Raw genomic sequence first — 14031 nt, 5'->3', positions numbered from 1 at the left:
TCAGTCCCTTGCCAGCGGTCTTTGTTGCAGACAGAAAGGTGGATTTAGGGTGGAACAGAAGCAAAGCCAATATGTGATGGGGGTGCTGGCAGCCGGGCTGTCTTATCTGATTTGGGGCTTTCTGCCTCTGTACTGGAAGGCGGTGGGCACGGTTCCCGCCGGAGAGGTGCTGGCGCATCGCATCCTATGGTCGCTCGTGTTCATGCTCCTTCTCCTGCTCCTGCTGGGGAAGTGGAAGCTTGTCGCAGCCGAGATCAAAGCGATCTGCCGCCACAAAAAGCAGGCGGCCGGCGTCATCATCGCCTCCGTGCTCATCAGCATTAATTGGCTCGTCTATATTTTTGCGGTCGAAAGCAATCATGTCGTCGAGGCAAGTCTGGGCTATTACATCAACCCGCTGTTCAATGTATTTCTGGCGACCTTCTTCCTGAAGGAGCGCTTGAGCAAGGCCGAATGGCTGTCGGTAGCTATCGCGGCGGCCGGCGTGCTGTGGCTGACGGTATATTTCGGCACCTTTCCTTGGGCGGCGCTGACGCTGGCGGCGACCTTCGGCTTGTACGGGCTCATCAAAAAGAAGATTCCGGTTGGCGCCTGGACGGGGCTGACCTTGGAAACCTTCATCATGGCGCCGTTTGCTCTTATCTTCTTGTTCTTTTTCAATTCAGGCGCGGTTCCGCTGGCGGAAGAGCATTTATCGACCGTGCTGCTGTTAATGGGCGCCGGCGTGGTGACGGCGGTTCCGCTGCTTTTATTCGCGGCCGGAACGAAGCGCATCTCCTTTACGCTGGTCGGCTTTCTTCAATATATCGCGCCGACGATCATGCTGCTCTTGGGATTGTTCGTGTTCCATGAACCGTTCGACGCGTCGCAGTTGCTCGCGTTCGCCTTGATCTGGATCGCGCTCATTATTTTTTCTTGGTCCCGGTCAAGAGGCATGCTCGCGCGAAGAATAAGCGAGCCCAAGCCTGACGCGCGCAAGCTGGAGGCCTAGGCGAGCTGCTGCCACAGGATGCGAGCCGGCCAGCGGCAGACCGATGCTGTGGCCATCATGGGGAGAAATGCACGAAGGGAGTGCGGCGCAAATGCGCCCACTCCCTTAGTCATTTTTCGGCGTTTATTTGTTTTTCCCGATCGGATGCCCGATCCACTGCTCGTACATTTTCACGACGGCGCACAGATCCTCTTCGCCATAGCCGGCCGTCTGCCCCATCTGGAACAGGCTCTTGGCCGCATCCAGCATCGGGGAAGGGGATTGCATATCTTCGGTGAGACGGGATGCGAGCTTCAGATCCTTCAGCATCAGCTTCAAGGAGAATTGATTGTCGAAGTTGCCTTCGATAATTTTCTCTCCCTTCAGCTCGGCCGCCTTGCTGCCGGCGCTGCCGTTGCGCACCACTTCGAGAAATCCCGCCGGGTCGACGCCCGCGCGCGCCACCATCGAGAAGCCTTCGGCGAGCGCCGCATTGTTGATGCCGACGATAGCGTTATGCGCCAGCTTCGTAATGGATCCGCTGCCATTCGGCCCCATATGGACGATTCGGCTTCCCATCGCTTCGAATGCCGGCATCGCCTTGTGGAGCGCCTCCTGCGGCCCGCCGACCATGAACACGAGCGTGCCCTCGATGGCGGCCGGCTTGCTTCCCGTCACCGGAGCGTCGAGGAATGCTCCCCCGCGAGCTTCCACATCCGCGGCCACCCGCTTGACCAGAGAAGGCGAGATGGTGCTTGAATCAATCACGACCATGCCTTCGCGAACGCTTTCAAGCAGGCCCTGCTCGCCATAATAAACCGCTTCAATCGAATGGTCGTCGCTTACCATCGTCAAGACGATATCCTGATCGAGGGCCGCTTCCCGCGGCGATTGCGCTGCACGGGCGCCCATCGCCACCAGCTCGTCCGCTTTGCCGGCGGAACGGTTATATACGGTCACCTCGAAGCCTTGGCGAATCAGATTGGCGGCCATCGGCGCTCCCATCGTTCCTAAACCCAATACGGCTACTTTCATTCGCATCGTCACCTCTCACGTTGTCTTGTCCTTCGACTCAATTGTAACATAGAAAAGCAACCTTCTTGTCCGCGCCCGTTTCTGTATGTTGCCGCCCGTTTCATGGTATAATAGTAATTAATTTTATCATGTAAACATTTTCATTTCCTGGCGTTCCCTTGTGTTTCAAGGAGAAATCCAGTATCCTAGGACTATATTGATTTTCACGGGTTAAAGTGGCAAAGTCAACCAATACTCGAGGAGGGTGTACGATGACCAAAAAAGTGCACTTTGATTACAGCAAGGCGTTGACGTTCGTAAGTCAGCATGAAATTGATTACTTCAAAGAACCCATTCGCCTGGCGCATGAGCAGCTACATAATAAAAGCGGAGCCGGTTCGGATTACCTGGGCTGGATCGATCTCCCTTCCCAATATGACAAGGAAGAATTCGCGCGCATCAAGGAAGCGGCGGCCCGGATTCAATCCAACTCCGACGTGCTGATCGTCATCGGCATCGGGGGCTCTTATCTGGGAGCGCGCGCAGCCATCGAGATGCTGGGACATTCCTTCTACAACATGCTGCCGAAGGACAAGCGCAAGACGCCGGAGATTTATTTTGCGGGGAACAACATCAGCTCGACGTATATCGCCCATCTCATGGAACTGATCGAGGGCAAGGATTTCTCCGTCAATGTCATCTCCAAATCCGGCACCACGACGGAGCCGGCGATTGCGTTCCGCATTTTCCGCGAGGCGCTGGAGAAAAAATACGGCAAGGAAGAAGCGAAGAAGCGCATCTTTGCGACGACGGACCGCGAGAAGGGCGCGCTGAAAAAGCTGGCGACCGAGGAAGGCTACGAGACGTTCGTCATTCCGGACGACGTGGGCGGAAGATATTCGGTGTTGACGGCGGTAGGCTTGCTGCCAATCGCGGTGGCCGGCATCAATATCGACGAGATGATGCAAGGGGCGCAAGCCGCGGCGGAAGCGTACAGCAATCCCGATGTGGCGCAGAACGAGAGCTATCAGTATGCGGCTGTCCGCAACGCGCTGTACCGGAAAGGCAAGGCGATCGAGATTCTCGTGAACTATGAGCCGTCTCTGCACTATGTATCGGAATGGTGGAAGCAGTTGTACGGAGAGAGCGAGGGCAAAGACAATAAAGGCATCTACCCGGCGGCGGTCGACTTCTCGACTGATCTTCACTCGATGGGCCAGTTCATTCAAGAAGGAACGCGCAACCTGTTCGAGACGATTATTCAAGTGGCGGAAGTGCCGCATCAAGTGACGATTCAGGAAGATCCGGACGATCTGGACGGGCTGAACTTCCTGGCCGGCAAGACGATGGATTTCGTCAACAAAAAAGCGTTCGAAGGAACGATGCTTGCGCATACGGATGGCAATGTGCCGAATCTGATTGTCACGATTCCGGACATGACCCCTTACTCCTTCGGCTATTTGGTATACTTCTTTGAAAAGGCATGCGGGATCAGCGGCTACCTGCTCGGCGTCAATCCTTTCGATCAGCCGGGCGTGGAAGCCTATAAGAAAAATATGTTCGCCTTGCTGGGAAAACCAGGCTATGAGGCTGAGAAGGCTGAACTGGAGGCGAGACTGTCCCGCTAATCGGGTCGGCCGCCCATACATCGAAGATAAGCGATAAGCCGGGAAGCAGTTCTCCGTACGGGAGAACTGCTTTCTTGGCACTCATGGAAGAGGGTGTTTGACAGGGGCGGATACCGGGCCTTGTTGAACATGCATGGAGAGGTGATACCCCTGTTAGAACGTTTCAAGACGGTGCGTCAATTCGGGAGCAAGGAGATTGTCATCAAAAAGTCCCGCTTTATCGGTTACGGCCGCCCGGTCGAGACCGAGGAAGAGGCAATTGCATTTATAGAGGAAATTAAGCGTAAACATTGGAATGCCACGCACAACTGCTCGGCCTATATGATAGGCGAGCGCGACGAGATTCAGAAGGCGTCGGATGACGGCGAACCCAGCGGAACGGCCGGCAAGCCGATTCTGGAGGTCATTCGCAACCAAGGGCTGAAAAATACGGCGATTGTCGTAACCCGGTATTTCGGCGGAATTCTGCTCGGAGCCGGGGGGCTCATTCGGGCCTACACCGATGGGGCCGTAGCCGCTATCGAAGCGGCGGAGGCCATTGAGAAAGTGCTGCATCAAGAAGTGTTCGTTGACATTGATTACACATGGCTAGGCAAGTTGGAAAATGAATTGCGCAATAGAGAGACAAGGATGGGAGAGACGCAATTTACCGACAAGGTGACCTTGACGTGCTTGCCCGTGGCGTCGGACGCCGACCGGTTTGTCGCATGGATCACGGATCTGACGCAAGGGCAGGCCGTGATTCGGAAGGGAGATCCTGCTTATTACATTGAAGGGGAATAAGGAGAACAACCGCTATGCCGAGAAAAGCAGTGGATCAAGAATTGTCGCGAGAGCGAATCTTGGAAGTGGCGCGCCACTTGTTCGTAACCAAAGGGTACCGGGCTATCTCCATGCGAAGCATCGGCCAGCATCTGGGGTACAGCCACGGTTCGCTCTACTATCATTTCAAAGATAAAGCCGAACTGTTCTATGCGCTTGTCCGGGAAGATTTCAATCGGCTCGAACGGCTGTTCGAACGTGTTCTCAACCAGGCTCCTTCCGAAGGATTGTCCAAGATGGAGCAAGTCATGCTGGAGTTCGTCCGGTTCGGTCTGGAACATCCCCACCATTACGAGATTATGTTCATGACGCGGGATGAGGAATTGCTCGCCTATGCTCGCACAGAGCAGGGCCGCTGCCTGGAGATGTTCTCGACCATCGTCAGGCAGTCCATGTCAGGCAATGCCCATTCGGAGCAAGAGCGTCATCATATTCCGCTTAGTTTATTTTTGGCAATGCACGGGTTCATCTCCTTCTATATTCAAGATCAAGTCACCTATGAAGAGATCAAACCGGCTGCCCTGGCCCATATCCGTTTTTTATACCGAAGGGTATTGGATGCGGCGCAATCGGCGTAGTTCCTGCCTTTCCCCGGATATACCCTGCTCATCCGACAGGCAGGGCAGCCCGTCATCTTGCCGCGGCTGCCCTGTTTTGATCTGCGCCCGCATGCGCTTGCGCTCCGCTTCCATCCAAACACGGGATAAACGCGGCTTTCCATGGCCCGTCATTTCCCTTCGAAATCTTATGTCTTCCCCTCCGATTCTGCTGCCTTCGCCTTCGAAGCACGTTTCCGCTCTTTCCCTTCCTGCCCGAAGCATTCGCCCCAAGATTACCACCCTTCGCAAAAATCCAAGCACTGGGTAATCACCTATCATAAGCATTTCGAATAAGTTGCATAAGAATCAGTTAGGTATTGACGTTTTGTTCTAGTTTTTGGTATTGTAATCACAATAAACACCAAGTAAACAAGTAGGATTAATGTTATATTTGTTGCAGATAGGAGGAGTCTGGGGTGAATGGTGTTCTGCGGCACAAAGGCGCAATCTGGGGTTTCCGCTCGACATTGCTGTTATATGTTGTTCTGCTCATTGTGCTGCCGATCGGCGGAATCTACGTGCAATCGTTCAGCGGAGGCTGGCAGGCATTCCGGGAAAGCATCGCCGAGCCGCTTGCCTGGCATGCCGTTGCATTGACGTTCCGGCTGGCGCTAATCGCCACCGCAATCAATATGATCATCGGCACGATGACAGCCTGGGTGCTTCATCGGTACCGGTTTGCCGGAAGAGCATGGTTGAACAGCCTCGTTGATCTTCCGTTTGCGCTGCCGACCGCGGTGGGCGGGCTGATGATTCTGCTTCTGCTCGGTCCCGGGAGCCTGGCGGGCCAGGCGGCCGAAGCCGTCGGCTGGCGCCTTGTGCTTGCCGAGCCGGCGATTGTCGTCTCGATGGTCTTTGTCACTTTCCCTTTCGTTATCCGGGCGGTGCAGCCGCTGCTCGAAGAGGCGGATCGCTCCGAGGAGGAAGCGTCCTACACGCTCGGCGCGTCCCGGCTGCGGACCTTCCTGCGCGTACTGCTGCCGCAGATGCTTCCGGGGATCCTCAGCGGCTCGATGCTCGCCTTCTCCCGGGCGATGGCCGAATTCGGGGCTGTCGTGCTCGTCGCAGGGAATATCCCGGGCAAAACGCTCGTTGCGTCGGTGTACATTTTCGGGGAGATCGAGAGCGACAATCCCCAAGGAGCCGCCGTCGTCTCGGTGCTGCTGCTCACGATCTCGTTCCTGATTCTCTGGCTGGTCGGCATGCTGCAGTCGCGGAGGGTACCGTCATGACAGAGCAATCCGCATCCCTCACCGTATCTTCCCGGCATTCGAGAACGGCGAGGTCGTCCAAAACGCGAGCCGCCTTCATCGGGATGACGTATGCCGTCTTTGTGCTCCTGCTGCTGGCTCCATTGGCCCAGATCGGAGCCGAAGCGTTCCGCGGCGGGTTCTCCTCCTTCGCTGCCTCCCTCACCCGGCCGGAGGCGCTGCACGCGCTGGGCATGACCGGAGCCGTCGTCATCGTCGTGACGATACTCAACACGATATTCGGCGTTCTGTTCGCCCTGCTTCTCGTTCGCGGGCGCTGGCTGGGCAAGCGGGCCCAGCGGCTGTTGAACAGCATCGTCGATCTTCCGTTCGCCGTATCGCCGGTCATCGGCGGCTTCATGATCGTGCTGCTGCTCGGGCCGAACACCGTGCTTGGCGCCCTGTTTGCCGGGTTGGGCATGCCTGTCGTCTATGCTTTCCCCGGCATGGTGCTCGCGACCTTGTTCGTGACGTTCCCGATGATGGTCAGGGAAGTGGCCCCCGTGCTGCAGGAACTCGGCACACAGCAGGAAGAGGCGGCTTCGACACTGGGCGCGTACGATTGGACGATTTTCTGGAAGGTCACTTGGCCGTCCATCCAGTGGGCGGTCACGTACGGGGTCGTGCTTACGGTCGCCCGTTCGCTCGGCGAATTCGGGGCCGTCCTGGTCGTATCCGGCAATATCATGAATAAGACCCAGACGGCGACGACACTGGTCTATCAGGATGTGGAGAATTTCAATATCGGTTCGGCCGGCAGCCTCGCGCTGGTGTTGGCATGCGTATCGGTCGTACTGCTTTTGCTTATGGAATGGGCGAAAAAGCATAAAGGGCACAAAGGAGTCGATTGACATGCATATCGAGGTTCGCCAGTTAAATAAATGGTTCGGCGGCTATCACGCCGTGCGGGATGTTAGCTTCTCCGTCGAAGCCGGCCAGCTCATCGGCCTGCTCGGGCCGAGCGGCGGCGGGAAAACATCGGTGCTGCGGATGCTGGCCGGGCTGGAACATCCGGACCAAGGCGAGATATTGTTCCGGGGCACCGTCGTCAATGATGTGCCGCCCCAGCAGCGGGGCATCGGCTTCGTGTTCCAGAACTATGCGCTATTCAAGCATATGAATGTCTATGACAACATCGCATTCGGTCTGCATATTCAGAAATGGCCGAAGCCGCGGATTCGCGAACGCGTAGCCGAGCTTTTGGAGCTGACCGGACTGTCCGGCGTGGAACGGAGGTATCCGCATCAGTTGTCCGGCGGGCAGCGGCAGCGGGTGGCGTTCGCCCGGGCCCTGGCCCCGGAGCCGCAACTGCTGCTCCTCGACGAGCCGTTCGCGGCCATTGACGCGAAGATTCGCCAGGAGCTGCGAAGCTGGCTGCGGGAGTTAATCGAGCGCGTAGGCATTACCTCGATCTTCGTGACGCATGACCAGGATGAGGCGATTGAGGTGGCGGACGAGATTATGATCATCAACCAAGGCCGCGTCGAGCAAAAAGGGACGCCATGGGAAATTTACAAAATGCCGGAGACGCCTTTTGTAGCGGAATTCATTGGGGAATCGACCATTTTGCACGATATTTATGCCTTGAAAGGATTTGAGATGCTGGATGTCGGGGAAGAGATGAGAGCCCTCATTCGGCCGGAATATATCGAGGTCGGGAGGGAAGGCGAGGTAAGGCTGGCGTCCGCGAGCGAGTCCGGACGGGTCAAGGCGGTCCATTTCCGGGGCAGCGAATGGATGGTAGAGGTACAGGTGGGCGATCTGGTGATGAAGACGTACCGTTCCCTGGAAAGACCGCAGCTTCAGGCAGGCGAGCAGGTCCAGGTTCTGATCCATCGCATCTATATGTTCGAGGGAGACGAGAGCTGGGTGGTCGAAAACCGATTGAAAACGGAGCCGATGCCTGTTCACATTACGGGCTGAACGGAGGAGGGGCAAGATGGACAGGGACGAATCACGCGGCCTATCCGGCTTTATTGCGACAGTTATCATCTTTATCCTCTTGTTCGGCTGCAGTCCAGGCGTTCGGGATGCCTCTGTGCAGGAGGGGAGGCAGGACGAGACAACAACGGCCGTATCTGTCCCTCGGCAGTCCCCCTCCGGGGAGGCATCCGTCTCTCCTTCGCCGGGGGCGTCCGGTCAAGATAGCGTAACGCTTGTCATTGGCGCCTATTCCGTCGTGAAGGACGTGATGCAGCGGATACTGCCTGAATTCGCGGCCGATTGGAAGGCGAAGACCGGGCAGCAAGTCGTGTTCCAGGAATCCTACGAGGCCTCGGGGACGCAAGCGCGATCGATTGCCGGCGGCCTGGAGGCGGATGTCGCGCTCTTCTCGATGGAGGGCGATGTCGATAAGCTCGTACAGGCCGGACTTGTGCCGTCCGATTGGCAAGCGCGGGACGCTTATGGAGGCATGGTCACCGGCTCCATCGTCGTGCTCGGAACGCGGGAAGGGAACCCGCATCGGATTCGCGACTGGAGCGATCTGACCAAGCCGGGCGTTCAAGTCCTCTACCCGAATCCGAAGACATCGGGCGGCGCCCAATGGGATATTAACGCGATCTACGGAGCGGGCCTTCTGGAGGCGAAGGAGCGGGGAGAGGACGGTCCGCGCCGGGCGAAGGAACTGCTGATGAGCGTTCACCGGAATGTCATCTCGATGGACAAAAGCGGCCGGGCGTCGATGGCCGCCTTCGAATACGGCGTAGGCGATGTCATCGTCACCTACGAGAACGAAATTCTGTCCCGTATGCAGGCGGGCGTACCGTACGAGCTGGTTCGGCCGGAGCGGACGATTCACATCGACAACCCTGTCGTCGTCGTCGAGCGTTATGCGGAAAAGCATGGCACGACAGACCTCGCCCAAGCGTTCGTGGACTACTTGCGGGAGCCGAAGGCCCAGCGTCTGTTGGCGGAGGCCGGGTTCCGTCCTGTCGCTCCGACCGTGCGAGCGGAGACGGCGGACCGCTATCCCGAGCCGGCGGGATTGTTCGGCATCGAAGACATGGGCGGCTGGAGGCATGTCCGCGAGACCTTGTACAGCAAGCGGGGCATCTGGTACGAGGTGCTGGCCGGAACTGAAAAGTAGCGCCCGGTTAAGCGAACGGGGATGAATTGCGCATGGCGGTGATGCTTGCGCATTTTCTTTTACCATCGGAGGGGGAGGGTCACGGGTGGGGAGAATCGTGTTTCAGGTAGTAAGGTGAGGCTGCAGGTGCTTATTGCTTATGTCGTATCGATGCGGGTACGAAAGTGCCTGTGTCGTTGCGCGTTGGTGGAGATATACCTTGCTGGTGCCTTATGAGCATTCTCCCTTCGGCTCAGAAAAGCAGTTGATGATGTCCGGACGTTGCCGCATCCGCTGTTCGCGAACAAAACTTATACGTTCAGGCCCCCGTCCACTTCCTCCAGAAACGAAAGTCGCCCCGGTCGTTTTGCCGATAGGTAGAAATTCATCGGGACAGACGGTATCCGGAAACCCGTGAATAGATAGGTGGAAGCGCTCCTTGAATTGGTTTTTGCTTGATGCCGTCTGTAAAGGATTTAGCCCAACACCTGTAGTATGATATACTCAGGATCAAGACAAAGATGCAATTGACAAAATCATATTTATTCCGGGAGATGCCCAAAAATCTCATTCCGTGGCAAGTGCGAATGTGAAGTGCACATAAAATCCCTGGGGGATTCGCACCAAATTTATTGAAAACTTATCCAGTTTAGTTATTAAAAGTTAGTTGTTTCGAGATTGTTTCTTGTTAAATATATCATTTCATTTAAAATAATGGTAATAAACTGATTATTTTATTATGTTTCATGTTATTTTTCGCTGTCGCATCCTACGCGGATGCGTGGATTGAAATCGAAAGAAGATGAAGAAAACACTTGACACGTTAAGTCGCATCCTACGCGGATGCGTGGATTGAAATTACGATCTGCAAGCCGGGAGGTAGCGTCAAGTCCTGTCGCATCCTACGCGGATGCGTGGATTGAAATGATGGAGACGCCGACACTAGCTGCGATTGGCGCGAGTCGCATCCTACGCGGATGCGTGGATTGAAATGAGAAAGACGCCGGAACCGCAGCTCGGCTCTAAGTCGCATCCTACGCGGATGCGTGGATTGAAATGTGACAATACGGACAACGTTCGATCCGCGAAGGCTGGTCGCATCCTACGCGGATGCGTGGATTGAAATCAATTCCGTCGAGGCGTCCATCGTCGCCAAGTTGTGTCGCATCCTACGCGGATGCGTGGATTGAAATACACGCCGCGACAAGACACCACGGCATTGGAGAGAGTCGCATCCTACGCGGATGCGTGGATTGAAATCCCTTGAATGAATCCAGTCGCTCCAGGCTTTCGCGTCGCATCCTACGCGGATGCGTGGATTGAAATAGCTCAGCGGCTGCGTCCGCTTGCGTGAGATCACGTCGCATCCTACGCGGATGCGTGGATTGAAATGTTCCCTCGTTGTTTTGCGAGGACGGATCGTCAGTCGCATCCTACGCGGATGCGTGGATTGAAATCGAGCGCTTGGCCGCCGATGGCCGGGATACCATATTGTCGCATCCTACGCGGATGCGTGGATTGAAATGTGTTCCCGTGCCGATCCTTGCGTATCGAGACGCCGTCGCATCCTACGCGGATGCGTGGATTGAAATGGCCAATCCGCGAAAGACGGCGAAGGCGGATCGGAGTCGCATCCTACGCGGATGCGTGGATTGAAATATTGCGGTGCAGTGCGACCCCCAAGGCCGGTCGAAGTCGCATCCTACGCGGATGCGTGGATTGAAATCGCTCGGAATGCATCGACATGTGGGAAGTTGAAGGTCGCATCCTACGCGGATGCGTGGATTGAAATGAATACCCCATGCTCGAAAAATCCGAGATTGTCGTCGCATCCTACGCGGATGCGTGGATTGAAATTCTTCAAGCTCCTGGATGACTCTCGATTGAGCCAGGTCGCATCCTACGCGGATGCGTGGATTGAAATCCGTGTCAAGCGTTTAGTATTGCAGGACAGCGCAAGTCGCATCCTACGCGGATGCGTGGATTGAAATCGCTTGTCATGCAGTTGTCTAATGTGCCCCACATGTCGCATCCTACGCGGATGCGTGGATTGAAATCGTCTTCTCCGATGACCGCCGCGATGAATCGAGCGTCGCATCCTACGCGGATGCGTGGATTGAAATCACGGCGATCGTGCGGAAGCTCAAACCAGATTGTGTCGCATCCTACGCGGATGCGTGGATTGAAATCTGAAGCGGATCCACGATGGTAACTGGAGATATCGGGTCGCATCCTACGCGGATGCGTGGATTGAAATCTGTCCAGCTCCGGCAGTTCAAAACTCATCTGCTCGTCGCATCCTACGCGGATTCGTGAATTTAAATTGCTATGATTTTGAACGGCGGGATGTTTGGTCGCATCCAAATGCGATGAAGCGGAATGGGAACGATGCGCTGCCATTCCGGGCATGGCTGGCTGTTCGTTGGAATGAGAGGCGGCGGAATCAATTAACGCAATATGCCTGAGCGTATCGCAATTTTTGTCGCATCGTGCCAGGGGGCATGCCATAAGGAGTGCATTGCCATGTGCTGTTCCCTATGCGAACTCTCCCCTGCGTTCAGAAATGTGCTCGTTCTGAGCGGATGGGAGATTGCTCATAAGGAAGAGAAGGGAAATTGCTCATAAGGAAGAGAAGAGGGGAATATGGTCCAAGCACAGAGCGGATTGTTGTTAAAGCTAGAGGCAAAAAGCCCCGCCCAGACGACGGCGCATCGTGTCTTGAGCGAGGCGACAGATTTTACTCCAAGGGGGATACGATAAGCGTTGGTCCACCAAGAAAAGCTCACCTCACGCTCCCGGATTATTCCGAGGCGGGCAAGACGCCTTTCAATGGAATGTCGGTCGTGATGCGGCGCACGCCCAGATCGTACAGCTTGCGGGCATCGTCTTCGTCGCGGATCGTCCACGCAGCGAGGCTGAAGCCTTTCTCCCGCGCGATGGCGACGATGTCAGGATGTTTCAGGACGGCGTGATAATACAGCAGCAGCGCCGCATGGCCGAGTCCGGTCAACAGGTCGAGATCGACCAATTTATCGGAGAGCCAGCCTACCTCGATATCGGGATGCAGGCTTCGAATCAAGCGCAAATTATCCACGTGGAATGAAATAATCATGGTCCGTTCCGTTAATTTATAGGTATCCAGCAAATGCAGCAGCCCTGCCGCTTCCTGCTCGTTGATGCGCTCCTTCAATTCCAACTGCAGGCCGGCTTGGCCCTCAGACAGAAGCGCCAGCACCTCTTCGAGGAGAGGGATGCCGCTTCCGGCGTAATCCGGATGGAATTTGATGCCGGCGTCCGCCTGCTGCAGCTCCGCCACGGTCTTGCTCCGGACAGGTCCCGAGCGATCTGTCGTCCGGTCCAGCGTGTCGTCATGAATGACGACCGGGATCCCCTCAGCCGAATGGTGCACGTCGATCTCCAGCGCATCCGCGCCCATGTCAAGCGCCCGCCGGAACGCGATCATCGTATTTTCGGGAAAAAGGGCGGCGTAGCCGCGATGGGCGACGATTTCCACGGGGCTCGTTTGTAAGGGAACAGTCATGAGTAGGCCTCCTTCGATGTTGACGATATGTAACAGCATCCTTGAGTTAACGAGGCGGCCAGCTGTCGGCGGTGTATTCGTCGGCAAGGAAATCTGCAGGCTGCCGCTTGTGTGCCATGCATATCGATTTGAAACCGATTATACTGGAAGCATAACAGGAGAACAATGGAGAATTGCTGACAAAACCATATGAATATTGTAAAGGCATCGCCTGTTCTAGAGGAGGAATAGAGATGACAGACCAATCGATGCGGCTTCCAGGACTATTCCATGGCGAAGAGGGTTCCGGCGCAAGTTCCGACAGATCCGGCACACACTGGACCGTCGCGTTCTGGGGAACCGGCGACTCGATGGGCGTGCCGCGCGTATATTGCGCTTGTCCGGTATGCGAGGAGGCGAGGAAGGAAGGCGTGAACCGGCGCTACCGTTCGTCCGTGCTTCTCGAACGGGGCGAGGAACGGCTGCTCGTCGATTGCGGGCCCGACTGGACGGGGCAGATGGAGAGAGCGGGGCTGTTCTGGCTGGATGATATTTTGATTACGCATGCGCATCAGGATCATATCGCAGGCTTGACGGCCTATGCGGATGCCTGCCGCTGGTTGAAGCGGCAAGGGCGCGCGACGATGCCTGCCGAGGTCGGAGAGACGATCCGGACGATGTATCCGTGGCTGGAACGCTATATAGAGTTTCAATATATCGAAGGGCCGTGGCGCTGGAAAGATTGGAGCATTCATCCCATTCGCGTCAATCACGGCAAGAATGGCTATTCGTATGCCTATCGCTTCGATCCATGGACAAGCGGAAGGCCCGCAAGGGAGAACAAGCCGGAAGTTCGGAGCTGGCTTTATGCCTCGGATGCGATCGGGCTAGGCGAGGAGGAACTGGCCTGGTTCCGGGGGCTGGATCTGCTGATTCTCGGGACGAATTTCGTTCATGAGGAGGCCCCTTACGAGACCCGCTCGGTTTATGATATGCGGGAAGCGGTGGAGATTCTTCGCGAGGTGAAGCCGCGCAAGACGGTGTTCACTCATTTGTCTCACGGCGTCGACCTTCGGGAGAATTATCCCCAGTTGCCGGCCTCGGTAACGCTGGCCCGCACGGGGATGGTCATTCCGCTGCAATAAAACAAAAAAAGCCGCC

At 56.2% G+C, this 14031-nt stretch carries 11 protein-coding genes and 1 CRISPR repeat array; of the genes, 9 read left to right on the top strand and 2 right to left on the bottom strand.

Annotated elements, in window-relative coordinates:
- Window positions 1-49 precede the first annotated feature (49 nt).
- Window positions 50-991 carry an EamA family transporter RarD gene (gene rarD, locus ABD76_RS24395; protein WP_197259598.1) on the top strand — a complete coding sequence of 314 codons (942 nt, stop codon included), beginning with the start codon at window positions 50-52 and terminating at the stop codon, window positions 989-991.
- A 123-nt stretch (window positions 992-1114) separates the two neighbouring features.
- On the opposite strand, the gene ABD76_RS24390 is transcribed toward rarD, so the two are convergent.
- The gene (locus tag ABD76_RS24390; protein WP_197259597.1) at window positions 1115-2005 is read right to left on the bottom strand and encodes an NAD(P)-dependent oxidoreductase; all 891 of its coding nucleotides are present in this window, start codon (window positions 2003-2005) and stop codon (window positions 1115-1117) included.
- A gap of 251 nt (window positions 2006-2256) precedes the next feature.
- Between ABD76_RS24390 and ABD76_RS24385 the strand changes: the two genes are divergently transcribed.
- From ABD76_RS24385 to ABD76_RS24355, 7 genes are all read left to right on the top strand, one after another.
- Window positions 2257-3612, top strand: coding sequence for a glucose-6-phosphate isomerase (locus ABD76_RS24385; protein ID WP_197259596.1), 1356 nt, complete (start codon window positions 2257-2259; stop codon window positions 3610-3612).
- A gap of 150 nt (window positions 3613-3762) precedes the next feature.
- The gene (locus tag ABD76_RS24380) at window positions 3763-4395 is read left to right on the top strand and encodes a YigZ family protein (RefSeq protein ID WP_197259627.1); all 633 of its coding nucleotides are present in this window, start codon (window positions 3763-3765) and stop codon (window positions 4393-4395) included.
- Window positions 4396-4409: 14 nt separating this feature from the next.
- Window positions 4410-5012 (top strand): TetR/AcrR family transcriptional regulator, encoded by a 603-nt coding sequence (locus tag ABD76_RS24375; RefSeq protein WP_197259595.1) that lies wholly within the window; start codon window positions 4410-4412, stop codon window positions 5010-5012.
- A 437-nt stretch (window positions 5013-5449) separates the two neighbouring features.
- Complete coding sequence (gene cysT, locus ABD76_RS24370; RefSeq protein WP_197259594.1) at window positions 5450-6265, top strand: sulfate ABC transporter permease subunit CysT; 816 nt, start codon at window positions 5450-5452, stop codon at window positions 6263-6265.
- Entirely contained in the window at window positions 6262-7134 is an 873-nt protein-coding gene (locus ABD76_RS24365) for a sulfate ABC transporter permease (protein ID WP_197259593.1), read from the top strand. The genes cysT and ABD76_RS24365 overlap by 4 nt, the downstream gene beginning before the upstream one ends.
- Before the next feature lies 1 nt (window position 7135).
- Window positions 7136-8206: a sulfate/molybdate ABC transporter ATP-binding protein gene (locus ABD76_RS24360; protein WP_197259592.1), complete on the top strand. Its 1071-nt coding sequence runs from the start codon at window positions 7136-7138 to the stop codon at window positions 8204-8206.
- A gap of 16 nt (window positions 8207-8222) precedes the next feature.
- Window positions 8223-9371 carry a sulfate ABC transporter substrate-binding protein gene (locus tag ABD76_RS24355; protein WP_197259591.1) on the top strand — a complete coding sequence of 383 codons (1149 nt, stop codon included), beginning with the start codon at window positions 8223-8225 and terminating at the stop codon, window positions 9369-9371.
- Between the two features lie 740 nt (window positions 9372-10111).
- Window positions 10112-11674: a CRISPR direct-repeat array (repeat unit 32 nt; unit sequence GTCGCATCCTACGCGGATGCGTGGATTGAAAT).
- Between the two features lie 476 nt (window positions 11675-12150).
- On the opposite strand, the gene ABD76_RS24350 is transcribed toward ABD76_RS24355, so the two are convergent.
- A complete protein-coding gene (locus ABD76_RS24350; RefSeq protein WP_197259590.1) occupies window positions 12151-12891 on the bottom strand; it encodes a glycerophosphodiester phosphodiesterase in 741 nt (246 codons plus the stop codon).
- Window positions 12892-13124: 233 nt separating this feature from the next.
- Between ABD76_RS24350 and ABD76_RS24345 the strand changes: the two genes are divergently transcribed.
- Entirely contained in the window at window positions 13125-14015 is an 891-nt protein-coding gene (locus tag ABD76_RS24345; RefSeq protein WP_197259589.1) for an MBL fold metallo-hydrolase, read from the top strand.
- The last annotated feature ends 16 nt before the right edge of the window (window positions 14016-14031 follow it).

This window comes from Paenibacillus dendritiformis, assembly GCF_015845845.1.
Classification (GTDB): Bacteria; Bacillota; Bacilli; order Paenibacillales; family Paenibacillaceae; genus Paenibacillus_B; species Paenibacillus_B dendritiformis_C.
The sequence above is the reverse complement of the archived record's forward strand: the minus strand, read 5'-3'. Positions and strand labels throughout refer to the sequence as shown.

Excerpts from the sequence above, each read along its gene's own strand:
- ABD76_RS24355 (WP_197259591.1), top strand. The coding sequence starts at position 8,223 with ATGGACAGGGACGAATCACGCGGCCTATCCGGCTTTATTGCGACAGTT.
- ABD76_RS24350 (WP_197259590.1), bottom strand. The coding sequence starts at position 12,891 with ATGACTGTTCCCTTACAAACGAGCCCCGTGGAAATCGTCGCCCATCGC.
- ABD76_RS24390 (WP_197259597.1), bottom strand. The coding sequence starts at position 2,005 with ATGAAAGTAGCCGTATTGGGTTTAGGAACGATGGGAGCGCCGATGGCC.
- ABD76_RS24345 (WP_197259589.1), top strand. The coding sequence starts at position 13,125 with ATGACAGACCAATCGATGCGGCTTCCAGGACTATTCCATGGCGAAGAG.
- ABD76_RS24360 (WP_197259592.1), top strand. The coding sequence starts at position 7,136 with ATGCATATCGAGGTTCGCCAGTTAAATAAATGGTTCGGCGGCTATCAC.
- ABD76_RS24385 (WP_197259596.1), top strand. The coding sequence starts at position 2,257 with ATGACCAAAAAAGTGCACTTTGATTACAGCAAGGCGTTGACGTTCGTA.
- ABD76_RS24375 (WP_197259595.1), top strand. The coding sequence starts at position 4,410 with ATGCCGAGAAAAGCAGTGGATCAAGAATTGTCGCGAGAGCGAATCTTG.
- ABD76_RS24365 (WP_197259593.1), top strand. The coding sequence starts at position 6,262 with ATGACAGAGCAATCCGCATCCCTCACCGTATCTTCCCGGCATTCGAGA.